Source organism: Polaromonas sp. P3_A5 (genome assembly GCF_056403055.1).
In genome coordinates this window covers 1,579,700-1,601,788 of record NZ_JBFUGF010000001.1, presented here as the reverse complement: position 1 = coordinate 1,601,788, position 22,089 = coordinate 1,579,700, and the positions used below count along the sequence as shown (strand labels likewise).

General features: G+C 60.5%; 18 protein-coding genes. 6 read left to right on the top strand and 12 right to left on the bottom strand.

Annotated features, from left to right (window positions below; all coding sequences use genetic code 11):
- Positions 1 to 57 precede the first annotated feature (57 nt).
- Both AC1DU8_RS07665 and scpA read right to left on the bottom strand, forming a co-directional pair.
- Positions 58 to 546, bottom strand: a complete 489-nt coding sequence (locus AC1DU8_RS07665) for a hypothetical protein (RefSeq protein ID WP_457280402.1) — start codon at positions 544 to 546, stop codon at positions 58 to 60.
- A gap of 32 nt (positions 547 to 578) precedes the next feature.
- The gene (scpA, locus tag AC1DU8_RS07660) at positions 579 to 2,741 is read right to left on the bottom strand and encodes a methylmalonyl-CoA mutase (RefSeq protein WP_477707185.1); all 2,163 of its coding nucleotides are present in this window, start codon (positions 2,739 to 2,741) and stop codon (positions 579 to 581) included.
- 220 nt (positions 2,742 to 2,961) lie between these two features.
- On the opposite strand from scpA, the gene AC1DU8_RS07655 reads away from it, so the two are divergent.
- Positions 2,962 to 3,597 (top strand): GntR family transcriptional regulator, encoded by a 636-nt coding sequence (locus AC1DU8_RS07655; protein ID WP_477702564.1) that lies wholly within the window; start codon positions 2,962 to 2,964, stop codon positions 3,595 to 3,597.
- Between the two features lie 37 nt (positions 3,598 to 3,634).
- Here AC1DU8_RS07655 and AC1DU8_RS07650 read toward each other — a convergent pair whose 3' ends face one another.
- From AC1DU8_RS07650 to AC1DU8_RS07625, 6 genes are all read right to left on the bottom strand, one after another.
- Positions 3,635 to 5,194 carry a SpoVR family protein gene (locus tag AC1DU8_RS07650; RefSeq protein WP_457280399.1) on the bottom strand — a complete coding sequence of 520 codons (1,560 nt, stop codon included), beginning with the start codon at positions 5,192 to 5,194 and terminating at the stop codon, positions 3,635 to 3,637.
- The gene (locus AC1DU8_RS07645; RefSeq protein ID WP_457280971.1) at positions 5,191 to 6,465 is read right to left on the bottom strand and encodes a YeaH/YhbH family protein; all 1,275 of its coding nucleotides are present in this window, start codon (positions 6,463 to 6,465) and stop codon (positions 5,191 to 5,193) included. The genes AC1DU8_RS07650 and AC1DU8_RS07645 overlap by 4 nt, the downstream gene beginning before the upstream one ends.
- A gap of 63 nt (positions 6,466 to 6,528) precedes the next feature.
- Entirely contained in the window at positions 6,529 to 8,451 is a 1,923-nt protein-coding gene (locus AC1DU8_RS07640) for a PrkA family serine protein kinase (RefSeq protein WP_457280398.1), read from the bottom strand.
- 453 nt (positions 8,452 to 8,904) lie between these two features.
- Entirely contained in the window at positions 8,905 to 9,852 is a 948-nt protein-coding gene (locus AC1DU8_RS07635) for a DMT family transporter (protein WP_457280397.1), read from the bottom strand.
- Positions 9,845 to 10,915, bottom strand: a complete 1,071-nt coding sequence (dusA, locus tag AC1DU8_RS07630; RefSeq protein ID WP_457280396.1) for a tRNA dihydrouridine(20/20a) synthase DusA — start codon at positions 10,913 to 10,915, stop codon at positions 9,845 to 9,847. The genes AC1DU8_RS07635 and dusA overlap by 8 nt, the downstream gene beginning before the upstream one ends.
- A 73-nt stretch (positions 10,916 to 10,988) precedes the next feature.
- Positions 10,989 to 11,474, bottom strand: coding sequence for a hemerythrin domain-containing protein (locus AC1DU8_RS07625; RefSeq protein WP_457280395.1), 486 nt, complete (start codon positions 11,472 to 11,474; stop codon positions 10,989 to 10,991).
- A gap of 302 nt (positions 11,475 to 11,776) precedes the next feature.
- On the opposite strand from AC1DU8_RS07625, the gene AC1DU8_RS07620 reads away from it, so the two are divergent.
- The 5 genes from AC1DU8_RS07620 to AC1DU8_RS07600 all read left to right on the top strand — a co-directional run bounded on the left by AC1DU8_RS07620 (position 11,777) and on the right by AC1DU8_RS07600 (position 16,184).
- Positions 11,777 to 13,567 carry a M14 family metallopeptidase gene (locus tag AC1DU8_RS07620; protein ID WP_477727040.1) on the top strand — a complete coding sequence of 597 codons (1,791 nt, stop codon included), beginning with the start codon at positions 11,777 to 11,779 and terminating at the stop codon, positions 13,565 to 13,567.
- A 204-nt stretch (positions 13,568 to 13,771) separates the two neighbouring features.
- Positions 13,772 to 14,167 carry an RNA-binding protein gene (locus AC1DU8_RS07615; RefSeq protein WP_457280394.1) on the top strand — a complete coding sequence of 132 codons (396 nt, stop codon included), beginning with the start codon at positions 13,772 to 13,774 and terminating at the stop codon, positions 14,165 to 14,167.
- 75 nt (positions 14,168 to 14,242) lie between these two features.
- A complete protein-coding gene (locus AC1DU8_RS07610) occupies positions 14,243 to 14,776 on the top strand; it encodes a cupin domain-containing protein (protein WP_457280393.1) in 534 nt (177 codons plus the stop codon).
- Positions 14,777 to 14,810: 34 nt separating this feature from the next.
- Positions 14,811 to 15,530 carry a glutathione binding-like protein gene (locus tag AC1DU8_RS07605; RefSeq protein WP_457280392.1) on the top strand — a complete coding sequence of 240 codons (720 nt, stop codon included), beginning with the start codon at positions 14,811 to 14,813 and terminating at the stop codon, positions 15,528 to 15,530.
- 33 nt (positions 15,531 to 15,563) lie between these two features.
- Positions 15,564 to 16,184 (top strand): DsbA family protein, encoded by a 621-nt coding sequence (locus tag AC1DU8_RS07600; RefSeq protein ID WP_477689373.1) that lies wholly within the window; start codon positions 15,564 to 15,566, stop codon positions 16,182 to 16,184.
- On the opposite strand, the gene AC1DU8_RS07595 is transcribed toward AC1DU8_RS07600, so the two are convergent.
- From AC1DU8_RS07595 to phaC, 4 genes are all read right to left on the bottom strand, one after another.
- Positions 16,181 to 17,890, bottom strand: a complete 1,710-nt coding sequence (locus AC1DU8_RS07595) for a cation:proton antiporter domain-containing protein (protein ID WP_477665764.1) — start codon at positions 17,888 to 17,890, stop codon at positions 16,181 to 16,183. The genes AC1DU8_RS07600 and AC1DU8_RS07595 overlap by 4 nt on opposite strands.
- 234 nt (positions 17,891 to 18,124) lie before the next feature.
- Entirely contained in the window at positions 18,125 to 18,862 is a 738-nt protein-coding gene (phbB, locus tag AC1DU8_RS07590; RefSeq protein ID WP_457280389.1) for an acetoacetyl-CoA reductase, read from the bottom strand.
- Between the two features lie 140 nt (positions 18,863 to 19,002).
- Positions 19,003 to 20,181 carry an acetyl-CoA C-acetyltransferase gene (locus AC1DU8_RS07585; protein ID WP_457280388.1) on the bottom strand — a complete coding sequence of 393 codons (1,179 nt, stop codon included), beginning with the start codon at positions 20,179 to 20,181 and terminating at the stop codon, positions 19,003 to 19,005.
- A gap of 78 nt (positions 20,182 to 20,259) precedes the next feature.
- The gene (gene phaC, locus AC1DU8_RS07580; RefSeq protein ID WP_477726598.1) at positions 20,260 to 22,026 is read right to left on the bottom strand and encodes a class I poly(R)-hydroxyalkanoic acid synthase; all 1,767 of its coding nucleotides are present in this window, start codon (positions 22,024 to 22,026) and stop codon (positions 20,260 to 20,262) included.
- Between the last annotated feature and the right edge of the window lie 63 nt (positions 22,027 to 22,089).

Below are 22,089 nucleotides of genomic sequence, written 5' to 3'. Positions count from 1 at the left end.
GCGCGGCGCTGGGCCATCGCATCGCCGTCTAGCAGGGCGGTCAGGGTATTCATTGCTTTACCAGCAGGCTTGGCAGTCAACATCAATACTCATGACCCGTCCACTCCTGTGCTCCAGCAGCAGACCGGCACATTCCCCCAGTAGCTTTATCGGGGAGGGCATCGTGGCGCTGATCGGCACCCCGAATTTCTGGCTCACAGATGAAAGCGTCTCGCCAATTTGAACTTGCCTGAGAAAATGCCAATGGGGTTCATTGACCTTGAAGGTCAAAACGCTGATGTCCTGCGACTTCTTCGTTACCAGCAACCTGGCGTTCAAGCCCACAAAATCGAGCGTCCTTATCTCGCAGGAATTTTCTGGCTCGCAATACTCCCCAGCAGACTCGACCGTCTGGCTTTTCACCTTACCCAAAGCCACAGCCTCGCTTAGCTTTTTAGGGAATGAGGACTGCAATTCGCTACAAATCAACGCTGGATCGGCTTTGCTTGTCCTGATCCACTCTTGCGGCGGGTTTGCATACGCATTGAGCGCACCGGCAAGCAGCATGATGGGACTGAGCCTCAAAAACACCCTGAAAATCACTTCAACGCAGCCCGAATCTGTTCCAGCACGTCCTTGGCACTCGCCGGAATCGGCGTACCCGGGCCGTAGATGCCTTTCACGCCGGCCTCGTACAGCATCTCGTAATCCTGTCGCGGAATCACGCCGCCGACAAACACGATGATGTCATCGGCGCCCTGCTTCTTGAGCTCGGCGATGATGGCCGGCACCAGTGTCTTGTGGCCGGCCGCCAGCGTGGAGACGCCCACCGCATGCACGTCGTTCTCAATCGCCTGGCGCGCGCACTCTTCGGGCGTCTGGAACAGCGGGCCCATATCGACGTCAAAGCCCAGGTCGGCAAACGCCGTGGCCACCACCTTGGCGCCGCGGTCATGGCCGTCCTGGCCGAGTTTGGAAATCATCACGCGTGGGCGGCGGCCCTGCTCTTCAGCGAAGGCGTTGATTTCGGTCTTGAGCGTTTCCCAGCCTTCGGCGGAGTCATAAGCAGCAGCGTACACACCGGTCACCTTTTGTGTATCGGCGCGGTGGCGCCCGTAGACTTTCTCGAGGGCATCGCTGACCTCACCCACCGTGGCACGCAGGCGCACGGCCTTGATGCTGAGGTCCAGCAAATTGCCGTTGCTATTTTCGGCGGCGGCCGTCAGCGCGTCCAGCGCAACCTGTACTGCGGCGTTGTCCCGCTTGGCCTTGATGGCCTTGAGCCTTGTGATCTGCCCGTCGCGCACCGCCACGTTGTCGATGTCGCGCGACTCGATGGCGTCTTCGGTTTTGAGCTTGTATTTGTTGACGCCGACGATGACGTCCTTGCCGCTGTCGATGCGCGCCTGCTTTTCAGCGGCAGCCGCTTCGATCTTGAGCTTGGCCCAACCGCTGTCGACGGCCTTGGTCATGCCGCCCATGGCCTCGACTTCTTCAATGATGGCCCAGGCAGCGTCAGCCATGTCCTGCGTGAGCTTTTCCATCATGTAGCTGCCGGCCCAGGGGTCGATCACGTGGGGGATATGGGTTTCTTCCTGGATGATGAGTTGGGTGTTGCGGGCGATGCGGGCGCTGAACTCGGTGGGCAGTGCAATCGCCTCGTCAAACGAATTGGTGTGCAGGCTTTGCGTTCCGCCAAACACGGCCGCCATGGCTTCGATGGTGGTGCGCACCACGTTGTTGTAGGGGTCCTGCTCGGTCAGGCTCCAGCCGGAGGTCTGGCAGTGCGTGCGCAGCATCAGGCTCTTGGGGCTCTTGGCGTTGAAGCCTTTCATGATGCGGCACCACAGCAGGCGCGCGGCGCGCATCTTGGCGACTTCAAGGTAGAAGTTCATGCCGATGGCCCAGAAGAAACTCAGGCGCCCGGCGAATTCATCCACGTCCAGGCCCTTGCCCAGCGCGGTTTTTACATACTCTTTTCCATCGGCCAAGGTGAAGGCCAGCTCTAGCGCCTGGTTGGCACCGGCTTCCTGCATGTGGTAACCCGAGATCGAGATCGAATTGAACTTCGGCATGTTCTGCGCCGTGTATTCAATGATGTCGCCAATGATGCGGATGCTGGGCTGCGGCGGAAAGATGTAGGTGTTGCGGACCATGAACTCCTTGAGGATGTCGTTCTGGATGGTTCCGCTCAATTTGTCCTGGCTCACGCCCTGCTCTTCGGCCGCGACCACATAGCCGGCTAAAACCGGCAGCACCGCACCGTTCATGGTCATGGAGACGCTGACCTTGTCCAGCGGGATCTGGTCGAACAGGATTTTCATGTCCTCGACCGAATCAATCGCCACACCGGCCTTGCCCACGTCGCCGGTCACACGCGGATGGTCGCTGTCGTAACCGCGGTGCGTGGCCAGGTCGAACGCCACCGACACGCCCTGCCCTCCCGCGGCCAACGCCTTGCGATAGAAAGCATTCGACTCCTCAGCCGTGGAAAAGCCGGCGTACTGGCGAATCGTCCAGGGACGCACCGCATACATGGTGGCCTGCGGCCCCCGAATGAAAGGCTCAAAACCCGGCAACGTATTGGTATGGGGAAGGTCTTTGGTGTCCTCAGCGGTGTAGAGCGGCTTGACGCTGATGCCGTCAGGCGTCTGCCAGTTCAACCCGCCCACATCGCCGCCGGGCGCTGATTTGGCAGCGGCTCTGGCCCACACCTCGAGGCTGGCTGCGGGAAATTCAGGTTCTTTGCTGGGCTTGGACATGGGATGGGTTACCGTAACGGGTCTTCACGCCGGGCGTCGCGATGGGAACAGCATAGGCTCAGCATGAGAGGAAGTCATGAATCCGGTCAAGTTTACATCATTTATAATTATTGATGCAAAATTCAGTTTGAAGTAAAATGCCCACTAACTCGCGTGCAGCGCTGATCGAAAGCAACGCCCACTCGAAGCTTTCGCACATTCAAAACACACCTTTATGCCCATGGCCGCAGTGTCCCTGACCCCTCGAGCGCTTTACGAAGAAGTGGCGGAGCTTTTGCGCCAGCGCATCTTCAACCGCGAGCTGACGCCGGGCAGCTGGATTGACGAGCTCAAGCTGGCCGAGGAATACGGCATCAGCCGAACGCCGCTGCGCGAAGCCCTGAAAGTGCTGGCCACCGAAGGCCTGGTCACGATGAAAGTGCGCCGCGGCGCCTATGTGACCGAAGTATCTGAACGCGACCTGGCCGACGTGTACCACTTGCTCGCGCTGCTGGAAAGCGATGCGGCCAGCGTTGTGGCAACCCAGGCCACGCCTGCCCAGTTAAAAGAACTGCAAGGCCTGCACAACGAACTGGAAAAAGCCGTTGCCAATCGCGAACGGTTCTTCGAGATCAACGAAGCCTTTCACATGCGCCTGCTGGAAATCGCCAACAACCGCTGGCGCGACCAGATGGTGGCCGATTTGCGCAAGGTGATGAAGCTGAACCGGCACAACTCGCTGCTCAAAAGTGGCCGCATTGAAGAGTCGCTTGCCGAGCATCGCGCCATCATGCAGGCGCTGTCGTCAGGCGACGCGAATGCCACCGCGCAGCGCATGCGGGAGCACTTCAGGAACGGACTGGAAGCGGCGGCCTGACAACCTGGCCTTCGGCCGACCCCTGAATGGAATGGAATCAGGCCTGCGGCACCGCCTCCCAGTGCTGCACCACCTTGCCATGTTTGTCCACACTTTCAAGCAGGACGGGAAAACCCCAAAGGCGCGCAACATGCTTGATCACCTCCTGGACATCGTCGGTGAGCGTTCGGTCGTTGTGGCGGCTGTGGCGCAAGGTCAGGGAGCGGGTCCCGCGTACGTCAACGTCCCAGACCTGTATGTTGGGCTCGCGGTAATTCAGGTCATGCTGGCGCGACAGCGCCTCGCGTACATGCCGATAACCCGCGTCGTCATGAATGGCCGCCACTTCAAGCTCGGACCTGCTCGCGTCATCCACCACTGAGAAGAGGCGGAATTCGCGTATCAGACGCGGCGAAAGGTATTGCCCGATGAAACTCTCGTCGCGGAAATGCCGCATCGCGTAGTCCAGCGTCTCCAGCCAGTTGGAGCCGGCAACGTCCGGCAACCACTGCCGGTCTTCTTCCGTGGGAGACTCGCAAATGCGTTTGAGGTCGCTGAACATGGCAAACCCCAGCGCGTAGGGGTTGACGCCGTTGTAGCCCGGATGTGTCACCGGCGGCTGGTAAATGACATTGGTGTGGGACCGCAGGCATTCGATCATGAAGCCGTCGGTCAGCAAGCCCTCGTCGTACAGGGAATTGAGCAGCGTGTAATGCCAGAAGGTGGCCCAGCCTTCATTCATGATCTGCGTCTGGCGCTGTGGGTAAAAATACTGGCCGATCTTGCGCACGATGCGGATCACCTCGCGCTGCCATGGCTCCAGCAGGGGCGCGTTCTTCTCGATGAAATACAGGATGTTTTCCTGCGGCTCCGGCGGAAAACGGCGATGGGTTTTTTCGGCCGGCTTGTCGGCAGACCTGGGGACTGTGCGCCACAGGTCATTGAGCTGCTGCTGCAGATAAGCCTCGCGGTCCTTGCGGCGGGCTTCTTCCTCCGCCAGCGACAGCTTCTGCGAGCGCTGGTAACGGTCCACGCCGTGGCTCATCAGGGCGTGGCAGGAATCCAGCAGTTGCTCGACCGCCTCCCAGCCGTGGCGCTCTTCGCACTCGGCAATGTAGGCCCGTGCGTACACCAGGTAATCGACGATGGCGCCGGCGTCGGTCCACATCTGGAACAGGTAGTTGCCCTTGAAGAAGGAGTTGTGGCCGTAGCAGGCATGCGCCATCACCAGCGCCTGCATGGGCATGGTGTTTTCTTCCATCAGGTAGGCGATGCAGGGGTTGGAATTGATCACGACTTCGTAAGCCAGCCCCATCTGGCCGCGTCGGTAATTTTTTTCCGTCGAGATGAACTCTTTGCCGAAGGACCAGTGCCGATAGTTCACCGGCATGCCTACCGAGGCATAGGCATCAATCATCTGCTCGGCCGTGATGACCTCGAGTTGAACCGGGTAGGTGTCCAGGCCGAAGGACTTTGCCTTTCGCGCAATCTCGCCGTGGTAGAGCTCGATCAACTCGAAGGACCAGTCGGATGGGCTGGGCAGGCAGGCATGCCGGCGCCCGGTGCCGGACAAGCCAGGCGCCGCCACTTCGGCAGGCTTTTTTGCGGTCTTTGTCATGGCTTGGCGCCTTTTTTGAACAACTCCCTGAACACCGGGAAAATTTCGTCCGCGGCTGCGACCTTGCGCATCGCGAAATTCCGGTTGTCCTCTTGCACCTGGGTGTACTCCTCCCAGAGGTTCTGGTCCTCTTCACCGACCTGGACATAGGCGAAATACCGCGACACCGGCAGCAGCTTGCCGACCAGCAACTCGCGGCAGCGGGCCGAGTCCTGGTGCCAGTTATCGCCGTCCGAAGCCTGGGCACCGTAGATGTTCCAGTCGCCGGGAGGGTAGCGCTCCTGGATGATCTGGTGCATCAAGGCCAGTGCGCTGGACACCACGGTGCCGCCGGTTTCGGTGGACTGGAAGAACTCCTCTTCGGACACCTCGGCGGCCTGGGTGTGGTGGCGAATGAAGATGACGTCGGTTTTCTCGTAATGCTTCCTGAGGAACAGGTACAGCAGGATAAAAAACCGTTTGGCGATGTCCTTGCGCGTTTCGTCCATGGAGCCCGATACATCCATCAGGCAAAACATGACCGCCTTGGCACTGGGCTGCGGCACTCTGACCCGGTTGCGGTAACGCAGGTCGAAGGGATCAAAAAACGGGATAGTCTTGAGGCGCCGGCGAAGCGCGTCGACTTGTGTCCTCAAGGAAAGAATCTCGTCAGGCAAATCCGGCGCGTCGCGCAGGGCCAGCGCCAGCTGCGCCTCCAGTTCATGCACCTGCCGCCGCGTCTCCCCGCCTATGGCGATGCGCCGGCTGAGCGCGACCCGCAGCGAACGCACCACGTGCAGGTTGGTTGGCGTTCCATCCGAGATGAAGCCGGCACGGCGGGATTTCCATTCCGGCGCATCGGGCAAAAGCTGGGTACGTATGAGATCGGGCAGCGCAAGGTCGTCAAAGAAGTACTGCATGAACTCTTCGCGTGTGATGCGAAAGACAAAGTCGTCTTCCCCCGCGCCGTCGGGACTGGCCTCACCGCCCGACCCGCCGCCGCTGCCACCCTGCGGCCGCGCGATGTGATCGCCGCGCACGTATTCACGGTTGCCGGGGTGCACGGTCTCGCGCGTGCCGCCGGTGTGCCCAAACACCGGCTGGTAAACATCGCGCCGCGGCAATGTGACGTCTTCGCCCTGTTCGATGTCATGGATGCTGCGGCCCGCGACAGCACGGCGCACGGCGTCACGTATCTGCCCGCGGAATCGGCGCAGGAAGCGCTCGCGGTTGCCGATGGACTTGTTCTTTCCCGCCAACCGCCTGTCAATGACTTGCTGGAGCACAGTGATCTCCGGTCACATACACATGACTACACCTGACACAGGACGCGCCGCCACGGCGCGCCGTGGGCCTCAGGAACTCTTGCGTACCCGCAGGTACCAGTCGCACAGCAACCGGACCTGCCGCGTGGTATACCCCTTGGCGACCATGCGGTTGACGAAGTCTTCGTGTTTTTGCTGCTCGTCCGCGCTGGCCTTGGCGTTGAACGAAATCACCGGCAACAGGTCTTCGGTGTTCGAGAACATTTTTTTCTCGATCACGGTGCGGAGTTTTTCGTAGCTGGTCCAGACCGGGTTCTTGCCCGCGTTGTTGGCGCGTGCGCGCAACACGAAATTGACAATCTCGTTACGGAAATCTTTCGGGTTGCTGATGCCGGCGGGCTTCTCGATTTTCTCGAGCTCGGCATTGAGCGCCGAGCGGTCGAAGATTTCACCGGTATCGGTATCGCGGTATTCCTGGTCCTGGATCCAGAAATCGGCGTAGGTCACATAACGGTCGAAAATGTTCTGCCCATATTCCGAATAGGACTCCAGGTAGGCCGTCTGGATTTCCTTGCCGATGAACTCGGCATAACGCATGGCCAGGATTTCCTTGATGTAGGCCAGGTACTTCTGCTCGGTCTCAGGCGGGAACTGCTCGCGCTCGATCTGCTGCTCCAGTACATACATCAAATGCACCGGGTTGGCCGCGATTTCGGTGGAGTCGAAGTTGAACACCTTGGACAAAATCTTGAAGGCAAAGCGCGTCGAGATCCCATTCATTCCCTCATCGACGCCCGCATAGTCGCGGTATTCCTGGTAGCTCTTGGCTTTCGGATCGGTGTCCTTGAGGTTTTCACCGTCATACACCTGCAGCTTGCTGAAAATGCTGGAGCTCTCGGGCTCCTTCAGGCGCGTCAGCACAGCAAACTGCGCCATCATCTTCAAGGTGCCGGGGGCGCAGATGGCGTTGCGCAGCGAGGAGTTGTGAATCAGCTTTTCATAAATCTTCACCTCCTCCGACACGCGCAGACAATACGGAATCTTGACGATGTAGATCCGGTCCAGGAAAGCCTCGTTGTTCCTGTTGTTCTTGAAAGCCTTCCACTCGCTTTCGTTGGAGTGCGCCATCACAATGCCGTCGAAGGGAATGGCGCCAAAGCCCTCCGTGCCCTTGAAGTTGCCCTCCTGGGTGGCGGTCAGCAAGGGATGCAGCACCTTGATGGGCGCCTTGAACATCTCGACAAATTCAAGCAGGCCCTGGTTGGACAGGCACAGGCCGCCGGAATAGCTGTATGCGTCGGGATCGTCCTGGGCGTAAGTCTCCAGCTTGCGGATGTCGATCTTGCCGACCAGCGAAGAGATGTCCTGGTTGTTCTCGTCGCCGGGCTCTGTTTTGGAAATGGCGCACTGCTTCAGGATAGAAGGAAAGCGCTTGACCACGCGGAACCGGCGAATGTCGCCACCGTACTCCTCGAGGCGCTTGACCGCCCACGGCGACATGACCCGCTGCAGGTAACGCGGTGCAATGCCGTACTGGGATTCGAGCAGCGGAAGGTCCTCTGCATTATTGAACAGGCTCAGCGGAGACTCATTAACAGGCGAGCCCTTCAAGGCGTAAAAAGGTACCTGCTCCATCAGCTGTTTGAGCCGCTCGGCGATGGACGACTTGCCGCCGCCCACCGGGCCGAGCAAGTACAGAATTTGCTTTTTCTCTTCCAGGCCCTGCGCGGCATGGCGGAAGTAAGAGACCACCTGCTCGATGGGATCCTCCAGGCCGTAGAAGTCGCGGAACGCCGGGTAGATCTTGATGACCTTGTTGCCGAACAGGCGCGACAGGCGCTGGTCATGCCGGGTGTCCAGCAGTTCAGGCTCGCCAATGGCGGCGAGCATCCGCTCAGCCGCAGTGGCGTAGACGAGAGGACTGCGCTTGCAGGCGTCGAGGTAGTCCTCAATGGACAGCTCCTCTTCTCGCGTCTGTTCATAACGCGTCAGAAAATTACGGACGACATCCATAAAGCCTCCTTTGCGCGCGGGAACCGAAGCACCCCGACTCGTGATGGAAATCTGCTTCAGATTCCGCGCAATGCATCGACTGTTATCTCACACCATGCGATTGATAGATCGCAGCGTCAACGGAAAGTTCCAAGGAACAATCGTCTCCATTATTTTCCAAATGCGCGAATAGGTACAGCGTATTTTTTAACGAATGCGGACGATATGTATGCGTGTGTGCACTATGTCGGCACCATCGCACGTCTGTCTTCATGGTCGTTGAGTTTGCTATTTTTTTAATAGCTCAGTGCGCAGGCAATCAGGCAGCTTTGAATGTTTTGTTGAAGAATGCAAAATCGCTGGCCGCGATTCATTTCAAACCCGGAGCGCATTCAACAGACAAAAATCACACACACGCATTGCATGGACAAACAGCAGGCCACTAGCTGAAGTCACCAATGCGTGTCAGGAATTTCAAGTGCCTTCTGTCAGTATCGGCCCTGAATGTTTTTTAGTCAGCCCCTTGTCGGCGCCCGTTACAAAAAATACGCCCGGCAATATCAATGCAGCACCCAACGCGTGGTGCCAGCCCAACGGTTCGCCCAGCACAACCCAGGCAGCCAGTGCCGCATAGAGGGGGCCCAGGTAAAGCGACACCGCCACACGGCTGGCGCCCAGGATTTTTTGCGCCCAGCCGTAAATCCAGTACGCGCCCAGTCCCGGCACAATCGCGGCCACCACGATCAGCCACAGCCCGTAGCCGCTTAACGGCAGGACATCAGGCCGCGACATTTCCCACACAGTCAAGGGAAGCAACACCAGGCTACCGCCTGCGCAGATGGCCGCCAGCCGGGCCGTGGCGCCAAGCGGGCTGGGCCACTGCTTTTGCAGCAAGGCATAGGCCGCCCATGACACCGTGGCAGCCACGATCCACAGGTCTCCCGCCGAGAACTGCACACCGGCCAGTGCCGTCCACTGGCCTTTGACCACCACATGCAGCACGCCGGCAATAGCCAGCACCACGCCCAAGCCCTGGCGCAGGCCCAGGCGCTCACCAAGCCAGATCACCGCCCCCAGACCTATCAGCACCGGCGACGCCGCATAAATAAGCGCGATATTCATCGCACCAGTGGAACGTGCCCCCTGGTAGACCCAAGCGCCACAAATCACCATGCCCAGGGTGCCCAGCACCAGGTACTGCCACCACACCTTGGCAATGTGGCTGCGCTGGCGCCACAGCTCGGACCGCGTGAGCACCAGCAGAAACAATGCCACCAGGCCCCAGCGCCCGAAAGCCAGCAGATAGGGGCCTATCACGCCCGGCGCCTTGCGCGCCACAATGTAGTTGACCGTCCAGAGCGCCGGTACCAGCCAGAGCAAGGCCAATGCCTGGCGCGCCTGTTTTTGCGCGGAATCAGGCATCGGCCATGGTGGTGGTGTCGACAAGCACTGATGGCGATAAAGCCGGCATTTCGTGTGCCAGCGCCATCACGGCATGCGGCGGCAAGTCGCGCAAGCGGTGGTCGCTCCAGACCTGGCGCCAACGCCGCGCACCAGGCAAGCCGTTGCGCAGACCCAGCATGTGGCGCGCAATGGCGCTCTTGGGCGTGCCATGCTCGGCAGCCTCGCGCACCATGTAGTCACACATCTGCGACTCCACAGCTTCACGGGTTGGCAGGGATTCGGCAGCGCCGAAGAAGGCGCTGTCCCAGGAAGCCAGCCACCAGGGGTTGTGATAGGCCTCACGGCCGATCATCACGCCGTCGAGCACGTTTAGCTGCTGTGACACCTGTTCCAGCGTGTTCAGGCCACCATTGATACAGATGACAAGGTGCGGAAATTCCTGCTTGAGGCGATGCACGAGCTCATAACGCAGCGGCGGCACCTCGCGGTTTTCCTTGGGGGAAAGGCCCTTGAGCCAGGCATTGCGCGCATGCACGATAAAGACCTTGCAACCGGCCTCGCTCACCGTACCCACAAAGTCGCGCACAAACTCATAGCTTTCAGCCTTGTCGATGCCGATGCGGTGCTTCACCGTGACCGGCACATCGACCACATCGACCATGGCTTTCACGCAATCAGCCACTAGCTGCGGCTCGGCCATCAGGCAGGCACCGAAAGCCCCGCGCTGCACGCGCTCGCTGGGACACCCGCAGTTGAGGTTGATTTCGTCATAGCCCCATTGTTCGCCCAGCTGCGCGCAGCGCGCCAGATCCACCGGCTCGCTGCCGCCCAGCTGTAACGCCACGGGATGTTCTTCGGCGTTGAAGCGCAAGTGGCGCTCCACGTCACCGTGGATCAAGGCACCCGTGGTCACCATTTCGGTGTAAAGCAAGGCGTGGCGCGACAGCAACCGGTGAAAGTGGCGGCAATGCCGGTCGGTCCAGTCCATCATCGGCGCCACGCTCAGCCGCCAGGGATGGCCCGGCAATGCGGCAGAGGCGCCAGATGCAGGCGCAGCGGGAAATGGGAAAAGGGCTGACATAGCCCCATTTTCCCAGAAAGGACGCACCCGCAGCTGCGCAGGGTCTTGGCCTGCGCAACCGGCTGAAACCCTGTCAGACTTCAGCGGTCTTGAATTCGTCCATCAGCTCCATTTTGCGCTGGCTCAGCTCGTCGGCCAATGCAACCAGGTCCAGCCTGGACTTGCGGGCTTTGACGAACATTTCCTCGCGCTCTTCCTTCACGTGGTGGTCGATGTATTCGCCCAGTACCGTCACGCGGGCGTCATACAGGTCGTCTTCCGGGTCCATTCCCGATATCTGCGCGATCAGGTCCTTGGCCGTACCGTGCTCCACTTCCGCCTCGTCGAGCAGCGCGTCGTCGTTGATGGCCGCGCGAACTTGAGGATAGAAGATTTCTTCTTCAATTTGCGCGTGTACCGTCAGCTCCTGGCAGATCTTGTCGGCTACTTCGCGCTTCTCCTCGCCGGACGCATGGCTGTCGCATAACTTCCTGAATGTGGTGAAAAGCTTTTTAACGGCAATATGGTCGGCATCCAGCAGATCTACAGCATCGTGCTTTTTTGGAGGTGCTTTGCTCATGGGGATCCTCTTTGGGGTTAATGGTCAGTCTGTTTGTGGGTTGAAATTCAATGCGGCCGGCAAAACCAATCGCCCAGCCAATTTAGGCCGACGCTCGCGCGAGATTTGTGGGAAACCCGGGAGCGCTTTTGTAGGAATACAGGAACCTGGCGGAGCCGAGCGAAAACCGTGGCGGCCTTGCTGCAGAGGTCCGTCTAATTCGCCCGAACCCGCGCGCTGCGGGCTGCCAAGCGGGTAATATGGGCGGCTACACCTCTTCGAACAGTTCAGGCCCTGAAGTGCAGGAACAAATGACGCCGACCATGCCGCACAACTCCACCTCACACGCACACGTTCCGCCCACATTCCGGATACATCCGCTTGTCGCACTGCTTCCGCTGACGTTGCTAATCGCCTGCACTTCGGTACCGCTTCCGCCATGGACGCCACCCTCCACGCAGACTTCTGCGCCCTCACCAGCCCCAGCGCCCGCCGCGCAACGTCCTGCGCCTGTGGCCGCTGCGGTCCAGACCTCGCCCGTCGCGCCCCCAACAGCAACGGTCGGCCAACCCGCACCTTATAGCGACGCGGTTGCCGCGCGCTTTCCGGCACCCTCCGTTGTTTACAACACGCCAGGGCTTCAAGCCGGCCGCACCACGTTCACCACGCAGGCCGAGATCCAGGCATGGCTGCGCGAGCAGGCCGCCGCAGCTTCCCGCACGCCCGGGGTCAGGGCTGCCGTGCTGCCCATTGGCCGGTCACAGCGCGGTGAAACACTTGAAGCACTGGTCCTGACCCGCGCCGGCGGCACGGACCCCACGGTAATGCAGTCAGCAGGCAAGCCCACGGTGCTGCTGGTAGGCCAGCAGCACGGCGACGAGCCTGCCGGCAGCGAAGCGCTGCTGGTCATCGCTCGGGAGCTTGCCCAAGGTTTGCTGCAGCCTGCCCTGGACCGCATCAATGTGGTGATTGTTCCGCGCGCCAATCCTGATGGTGCAGCGAATGAGCAACGTGCGACCACAGGCGGGCTGGACATGAACCGCGACCACATGCTGCTCAACACGCCGGAAGCCCAGGCGCTTGCCAGGCTCGCCCGCGATTACCACCCCACCGTGGTAGTCGACGCCCATGAGTACACGGTCGTGGGCCGCTTCCTGCAGAAGTTCGGCAGCGTGCAGAAATTCGACGCGCTGTTCCAGTACGCCACCACCGCCAACCTGCCCGAGTTTTTGACCAAGGCCGCGGAAGAGTGGTACCGGCGCCCTCTGCTGGCAGCCCTCAAGGGCCAAAACCTCACCACGGAGTGGTACTACACCACCTCAAGCGACCTGGCCGACAAAAAAATCTCGATGGGCGGCACCCAACCCGACACCGGCCGAAATGTTTATGGACTGAAAAACGCCATCAGCCTGCTGATCGAAACACGCGGAGTTGGCATTGGCCGCCTGCATATCCAGCGGCGCGTTCACACCCATGTGACAGCCATCACCAGTGCGCTGGCGAGCACCGCCCAGCGCGCGAACGAGCTGCAACAGCTGCGGCCCTACCTCGACAAGGAAGTCGGCGCCAAAGCCTGCAAGGAGGAAGCAGTCGTGGAGGCAGCGCCTACTTCCGCACAGTACGACCTGCTCATGCTCGACCCCGTGACAGGCGCCGACAAGACCGTGTCCGTGGACTGGGATTCTGCCCTTGCGCTGCGCGTCCTTAAAGCTCGCGCACGCCCCTGCGGCTATTGGCTGTCGGCGGCCTCCACCGTGGCCGTCGACCGGCTGCGGCTGCACGGCGTCCAGGTACAGCGCGTTGCCGAACAGGGTTCCATGCTCGGCGACAGCTATCGGGAAACTTCCAGCACCTCGGGCGAACGCCAGGACGTACGCGGCACCATCGCCGACGCCAAGGCCGTTCTCAAAGTCCAGGTCAGCCTGACACGCGGCGTGGTGGACGTGCCTCGCGGCAGCTACTACGTGCCGCTGAATCAACCGCTTGGCAACCTGGTGTTTGCTGCACTGGAGCCCGACACCCAGAGCAGCTACTTCGCCAACCAGCTCCTGCAGGGCCTGCAAAGCACGGTGCGTGTGATGGCTGAGCCGACCATCAAGCTAGAGGACTTGTAGCCCCCACGGTCGCTCACTTCGTGTAGCTTCCTGCCCCCTGAGGGGGCCGCTGCGCCTGCGGCCCCTGCTGGCATAAGAGGTGAGCCTCGGGCCTGACTTGACGTCTGCGTCTGACAGGAAGAGGATGTGATTGCTGACCGGGAATTTACAGTTTTCGCGCCTTAATGATTCGTTGAACCAACGCAATGCATGAAAGGACTCGCCATGAAGAACTTCGAACTGACCAAAAAAATGCTCAGTATGGGGGGTGTCTTTTACCCCACCGGCTACGCCTTCATCATGTTCCCGAATCTTGAAGACGCCAGGCACGTGGCCCATGAACTGGAAATGGCCAGTAACGGCATCATGCTGCTGACACCGGAAGACATCCTCGAAGACATCGGCAAGGCGGATGGCCATTCGGACGTGAGCCTGCCGCGTGTCGGCACTGAGGGCGCAACAGTTCACAAGTACGTGGACCTCGCACGGGAAGGCCACCACGCGCTGATGATTCCGGTGCCGTCCAAAGACGCCACGGAGCGCATCATGGAAGTCGTGCGGAGGGTGCCTTTTTCCTATGCGCAGAAGTACCACAGCCTGGCGATCGAGGACCTGGAGTAACGCCTGTCCCGCAGGTGCCCAAGGACCATCGGGGCAGATTGAAAACCGGCCCGGGTTTAAGGCACACTGCGCCTCATGCCCCTGCCCAGCCACACGCCAGATCCATTCACTACAGCGCCCCGCGCCCGCCAGCTCATTGAACAGCTGCGGCTGAAACCGCATCCCGAAGGAGGCTGGTACTGCGAGGTGTTCCGCTCCACACAGCAAGTTGCGCCGCAGGACGGAAGACCGGTGCGCAACGCACTGACCTCTATTTACTTTCTGCTTGACGCCACACAGCACTCTCGCTGGCACCGCGTTCTTTCTGACGAAGTGTGGGTCCATCTGGAGGGCGCACCACTCGATCTCTGGACATGGAACGCGGAGGACAACCGCCTGAGCAGCACGGCGCTGGGCCCTGTCAGCGTAGCAACCACCCCTCAACACGTTGTAGAGGCCGGCCTTTGGCAGGCAGCCAGGCCACAGGCGAATGCCGCGATGGGCTACACCCTCATGGCCTGCATGGTGGGTCCGGGCTTTGATTTTTCCGACTTCCGGATGATGGAGCCGGGCGGCAACGAAGCCCGGCAAATCGCCGCCGACCATCCACAGCTGGCGCCATTGATCTAACGCTCAACAAGTTCAAAAACCCCGAGGATTTCCCATGATTGACCTGCACTACTGGCCTACACCCAACGGCTGGAAAATTTCCATCATGCTGGAAGAATGCGGCCTGCCTTACCGGCTGGTCCCGGTGAACATCGGCAAGGGTGAGCAGTTCACGCCGGAATTTCTCGCGATCAGCCCCAACAACCGCATGCCGGCCATCGTCGACCACGCGCCTGCCGGCGGTGGGGCGCCTGTGGCGGTGTTTGAGAGCGGCGCCATACTGGTGTACCTGGCTGAAAAGACCGGCCGCTTTCTGCCTGCCGAATTGCGCGAGCGCTACCAGGCTATGCAGTGGCTGATGTGGCAGATGGGTGGGCTCGGTCCCATGGCGGGGCAAAACGGGCATTTTCTTTTGTATGCGCCGGACAAAATCCCCTATGCGATCGAGCGCTACAGCAAGGAAGTGGACCGCCTTTACGGCGTGCTCGATGCGCAACTGGCACGAACCGGTGTGCATGTGGCGGGTGCTGCTTACTCCATCGCCGACATGGCCATCTTTCCCTGGGTGCGTACACACAAGGCTCAGCAGGTTGACTTGCAAAAATTTCCCCATGTACAACGCTGGTACGACGCCCTGTTTGAAAGGCCTGCCGTCAAACGCGGGCTGAACCTGGGCAAGGAACTGCGCGCACCGGCGCTGACCGATGAGGCACGCAAGGCCCTGTTTGGCCAGACAGCGCAAAGCGTACGGGACGGCGCGCACAAGGTTTCCTGACCCCCTTTTCCTTCCTCAAAAACCGGGATACCCATGATTGAATTCTTCTTCGACTGCTCCAGCCCCTGGACCTACATCGCTTTTCGCAACATCCAGCCGCTGGCAGCCGAGTTAGGGGAAGCCATTCGCTGGCGGCCGGTGCTGGTAGGAGGCATCTTCAACAGCGTCAACAAAGGCATTTATGCCGCGCGGGAAGACATGAATTCGCCGAAGAACCGCTATACGCTCAAGGACGTGCAGGACAACGCGCGCCAAGCGGGCCTGAAGATTTCATTTCCACCCCAGGTATTTCCGGTCAACAGTGTCAAGGCCATGCGCGGCTGTCTGTGGATTGCACAGGATGCCACGGCCGAGCTGCACTACCTTGAGTTTGTCGAAGCCACCTTCGCGGCGTATTTCACCCGTGAGGAAGACATCTCCCAAGACGAGGTGCTGACCGCCATCTGCCGACAGACCGGCATCAACGCGGAGGCATTTTTGACCGGCATTGCACAACCCGATATCAAGGAGCAGCTCAAGGCCAACACCGACGAAGCGATCCGGCGCGGTGCGTTCGGTTCACCCACCTTCTTTGTGGGTGACGACATGTATTTCGGCAACGACAGGCTAGCGCTGGTGCGCTCCGCCGTGTTGCGGGCCAAAGCAAGCACCTAATGCGCTGCGGTTGACGCGCCCGCGGTGCCGGCGCGCTCCAGCACATGGCGCGCCATGGACTGCGCCAGCTCCTGTTCACCGAGGAAGACCTTGCCGGCCTTCTCGTTGTCGAGCAGGCGCGCCTCGGCCTCGTTGTGGGTGCGTACCACGGTTTCAATGGCCGGATTCAGTGAACGCGCAGTGGCGACCATACGTCTGACGTCCAGCGTGTCGGGCGTCGCGATCACGAGCATGCGCGCCTGCGCGATGTGAGCCTGAACCAGAACTTCCGCCTCCACCGCATCGCCAGACACGGCCGCAATACCCTGTTCCCGAAGCTGTTCCACTGCCTCGCGATTCTGCTCTGCCACCACAAACGGAATGTGATGGGACTTCAGTGCATCGGCGATGCGCCGTCCTACCCGTCCATAGCCCACCAGCACCACATGATTCGACAGATACTTCGGGTCGGTCGTGGCCGGCAGCTCCGCCGTCGGGTCATCGCGGGCCTCCAGCTTGCGCGCCAGGGGTGACTTCGCCAGGATCCATTGCTGCAAGGGCTCAACGGCCTTGAAGACCAGCTGGTTGAGTGCAATCGATATCAGCGCACCCGCCAGCACCAGGCTTTGCCCTTCGGGGGGCAGCAGGCCCAGCGATGCACCCAGGCCCACCAGGATGAACGAGAACTCGCCGATCTGCGCGAGGCTGGCCGAGACGGTGAGCGCGGTGTTCAGCGGATAGCGAAATACCATCACCAGCAAGCCGGCCGCCAATGTCTTGCCGACGATGATGATGCCCACCACGGCCAGCACCTGCAGTGGCCGTTCCAGCAATACCCAGGGGTCGAACAGCATGCCCACCGACACGAAAAACAGCACGGCGAAAGCGTCGCGCAATGGCAGCGACTCTTCAGCAGCCCGGTGGCTGAATTCAGATTCGCGCATCACCATGCCGGCGAAGAAGGCGCCGAGCGCAAAGGACACACCAAACAGCGCCGTCGCGCCGAACGCGATGCTCACGGCGGCGGCCACCACGCACAGCGTGAACAGCTCGCGCGAGCCAGTGCGCTGCACCTGCCACAGCACCCAGGGGAAGAAGCGGCGCCCCACCACCAGCATCAGCGCCACAAAACCGCCCACCTGCAGCAGCGTAATGCCCAGTGTTTTCCACAGCGCATTGACATCGGCATCGACCTTGCCCGACAGCCAGCCGCCCAGCGGCGGAAGAAGAACGAGCACCAGCACCATGGCCAGGTCCTCCACGACCAGCCAACCCACGGCAATCCGCCCATTGACCGAGTCGAGGATGCCGCGGCTTTCAAGGGCCCGAAGCAGCACCACGGTACTGGCGACCGACAGCGACAGGCCAAACACCAGCGCCCCGCCGAGGTTCCAGCCCCACCAGTGCGCAAGGCCCATGCCGAGCGCGGTGGCAACCGTCATCTGCACGATGGCGCCAGGCACCGCGATCTTGCGCACCGCCAGCAGGTCGTCCAGCGAGAAATGAAGCCCGACGCCGAACATCAGCAGCATCACCCCGATTTCAGCGAGCTGGCTCGCGATCTCCGCATCCGCCACAAAGCCGGGCGTGAACGGCCCGATGATCACACCCGCGAGCAGGTAACCCACCAGCGCGGGCAAACGCAGCCGCACGGCGAGAAAACCAAAAATCAGGGCCAGACCCAAGCCGGCGGCAATCGTGCTGATCAGGGAAACGCTATGGGGCATGCGAGAGGGATTCCTTCTGGAAACGATCAAGAGCCCGTTCAGACTCAAGGGAAAGCCTGCGACGCAGCCCGGCATACGGGCTGTCCCCGTAGAACATGTCTCTTTAATTTACTACAGACGATTGAAATGGCCCATGGCCAATTCCCCACGCGTTCGCAGGTTGTTTACGCCAAACAGTCAGACATTAAAAAACCCGCCGAAGCGGGTTTTGATCAACCGCCCGGACGACGGTGCTCAGCCCATGTGCAGGCCGCCATTGAGCGAGAAGTCGGCGCCGGTGGCGTAGCCGCCTTCATCGGACGCGATCCAGGAAATGATGGAGGCAATCTCCTCGGGCTGGCCGAGCCGTTTGGCGGGCACGCCTGCGACGATTTTCTCCAGCACGTCAGGGCGTATGGCTTTGACCATGTCGGTGCCGATATAGCCGGGGCTTACCGTGTTGACCGTCACGCCCTTGGCGGCCACCTCTTGCGCCAGCGCCATCGTGAAGCCGTGCAGGCCGGCCTTGGCGGTGGAATAGTTCACCTGGCCGAACTGGCCCTTCTGGCCGTTGACCGACGAGATGTTGATGATGCGCCCGAAACCCGCTTCAATCATGCCCTCGATGACCTGTTTGGTCACGTTGAACATGCTGTTGAGGTTGGTGGAGATCACGGCATCCCAATCGGCCTTGCTCATCTTGCGGAACTGGCCATCGCGCGTGATGCCGGCGTTGTTGACCAGCACAGCCACGGGGCCATGCTCGGCCTTGACCTTGTCAAAGGCCGTGACGGTGGAATCCCAGTCGCCGACGTTTCCCACGGAAGCATAAAAAGTATGGCCCAGGGCTTTTTGCTCGTCGAGCCATTTGGTGAAGTCGCGCGTGGGGCCGCATCCGGCGATCACCGTGAACCCATCCTTGTCCAGCCGTTGGCAGATGGCAGTTCCAATGCCGCCCATACCGCCCGTGACATACGCTACTTTCTTTGCCATTTCGCTCTCCTTGATTTTGTGAATTATTCGAAACCGTTTACCTGATGACTTCCCTGCCGAACGGCCCACCGTGATTCGCTATCGATTTAATAGCTGCTTGCGCACGGTGCAAGCCAGTCTCAGCCTCTTTTACCTTATATTCAGCGTTCCAGTGTGAGGGCAACCCCCATGCCGCCGCCGATGCAGAGGCTGGCAATCCCTTTTTTCGCATCGCGCCGCGCCATTTCGTGCAGCAGCGTCACCAGGATGCGGCAGCCGGACGCGCCAATCGGGTGGCCGATCGCGATGGCGCCGCCGTTGACGTTGACCTTGCTGGTGTCCCAGCCCATCTCCTTGTTCACCGCGCAGGCCTGGGCAGCAAAGGCTTCGTTGATTTCGAGCAGGTCGAGGTCCTGGGCCTTCCAGCCTGCGCGCTGCAGCGCCTTGGTCGACGCGGGTACCGGGCCCATGCCCATGTAGGCCGGGTCGAGACCGGTGGTTGCGTAGCTGGCGATGCGCGCCAATGGCTTGAGGCCCAGTGCGGCGGCTTTTTTGGCCGTCATGACCATCACCGCGGCAGCGCCGTCATTCAGGCCCGAGGCATTACCGGCCGTCACACCACCAGCCTTGTCAAACGCTGGGCGCAGGCCCGCCAGGCCTTCGGCGCTGGTTTTGCGGTTGATGAATTCGTCCGCGGCAAATACCACCGGATCACCTTTTTTCTGCGGAATGGTGATGGAGATGATTTCATCCTTGAACTTGCCGGCGTCCTGCGCGGCCGCGGCCTTGGTCTGGCTGCCCAGGGCCAAGGCGTCCTGCGCCTCGCGGCTAATCTCGTATTTCTTCGCCACGTTTTCGGCGGTAATGCCCATGTGGTACTGGTTGTAGACATCCCACAGGCCGTCGACGATCATGGAGTCGATCATCTTCCAGTCGCCCATGCGCTGGCCGTCGCGCGAACCGTTGAGTACGTGCGGCGCGGCGCTCATGTTTTCCTGGCCGCCGGCAATGACGATTTCGCTGTCACCCGTGGCCACAGCCTGCGCTGCCAGCATGACGGCTTTGAGGCCGGAGCCGCAGACCGCATTGATGGTCAGGCCCGGAATGCCGTTGGGAAAACCTGCCTTGATGACCGACTGGCGTGCCGGGTTCTGGCCGACACCGGCGGTCAGAACCTGGCCCATGATGACCTCGCCGAGCTGGTCTGCGCTGAGGCCGGAACGCTCCAGCACACCCTTGATGACGGCTGCGCCGAGCTCGGTTGCGGGTATTTTGGCGAGCGAGCCGCCGAATTTACCGACGCCGGTGCGGCCGGCAGCAACGATAACGATGTCTTCCATGATGTGTCCCTTTTGAAGTTTTAGGATGCGTTTATGAATGCGTTTATGAATGCGGTCTGAGAGGCGCGGCTTGCTGTGTCAGGCTTTTGCCTTGACATAGCGGCCCGGCGCAGGCTCGATGGCTTTGTACTTGCGGCTGCCATAGGTTTTGGGTGCAGCAATTTGCTTGCCAGCATGGCCCTTGAGCCATTCCGACCAATCCGTCCACCAGCTGCCAGGATGTTCTGTCGCGCCTTCGAGCCAACCGGCTTGCGTCGCGGGAAACTTCCCCTGTGGCAGCTTGTCACGGGTCCAGTAGCTTCGTTTTTTCTTGGCCGGCGGGTTGATCACACCCGCAATATGGCCGGAAGCACCCATGACAAAACGTTTTTTTCCAGGCAAGTGCTGCGTGGAGGCATAGGCGCCGCCAATCGGCACGATGTGGTCTTCACGCGAGCCGTAGATGTACACAGGAATGTTGACCTTGCGCAAGTCTACTTTCTGGCCGCACACCACGGTCTTGCCCGGCTTGATGAGATTGTTCTCAAAATAGGTATTGCGCAGGTACCAGGCGTAAAACGGGCCCGGCAGGTTGGTGGAGTCGCTGTTCCAGTACAGCAGGTCAAACGGAGGCGGTGTTTCGCCCTTCAGGTAATTGCCGACCACGTAATTCCAGACAAGGTCGTTTGGTCGCAGGAAGCTGAAGGTGGAAGCCAGGTCTTGCCCCTTGAGCAAGCCGCCCTCCCCCATCTCGGCCTCACGGTACTTGACCGAGGTTTCGTCGATGAAGATATCAAGGATGCCGGTGTCGGTGAAATCAAGAAACGAGGTGAGCAACGTGGCACTGGCCACCGGCTTTCTACCCTGTGCGGCCAGCACGGACAGCGCTGTTCCGAGGATGGTGCCGCCCACGCAAAAACCCAGTGCGTTCAGGGTCTTGGCGCCGGTGATCTCCTGCACTACCTCGATCGCCTTGATGGCGGCGTGCTCGATGTAGTCGTCCCACGTCTTCCGGGCCATCGACTCGTCCGGATTGCGCCAGCTCACCACGAAGGTGCGGTGGCCCTGGCTGACGGCATAGCGGATCAGCGAGTTCTCGGGCTGCAGGTCAAGGATGTAGAACTTGTTGATGCATGGCGGGATCAGCAGGAAAGGCTTTTCGTACACCTTTGCCGTCAGGGGCTTGTACTCCAGCAGTTGAAAGAATTCATTTTCAAACACCACCGCGCCTTCGGTGGTGGCAACGTTTTTACCGACTTCGAACACACGCTCGTCGGTCATGGATACGTGGCCCTGCTTCAGATCGTGCAGCAGGTTGGTGAGACCCTGGGCGATGCTTTCGCCCTGGCTCTCGATGGCTTTTTGCTGTGCCTCTGCATTGAGCGCCAGGAAATTGCTGGGCGCCGTGGCCGCCATCCATTGCTCGACCGCGAAGCGCACGCGTGCGCGGGTCTTTGCGTCGCCTTCGACGGCGTCGGCCAGGGCCATGAGGGTGCGGGCGTTCAGCAGATAGGTGGAAGCCGAAAATTTCGAGACGGGGTTGGTCTTCCAGGCCGCGCTTGAAAACCTGCGGTCAGAAGACACCAGCGTATCGGCGCCGTCCTGCAACCCCTGGTTCCACAGGGCTGAGGCGTCCGCGATATAGCGCTGCTGCAATTCCTGGAGCCTGGCCGGATCGAACTGGAGTGCCGGTGGGGTCTGGCCTGTGCTGAATGCACCCATTGGCGCAAATCCGTTGTTTGCACCAGTATTGAAGCCGGCGCTTGATCCGGCGTTTGCCATGACACTCATGGCCTGCTGCAGGCCTGCCGCAAAGGTGTCTTGCATCTGCCGGGCCGCTTCGGCCTGCTTTGCGTCAAAATTCATCTTGTCTCCCCGATCCATGTTGAGTCCTGGTGACTCTTTTGAGCACACCAACAGTATCGTAGG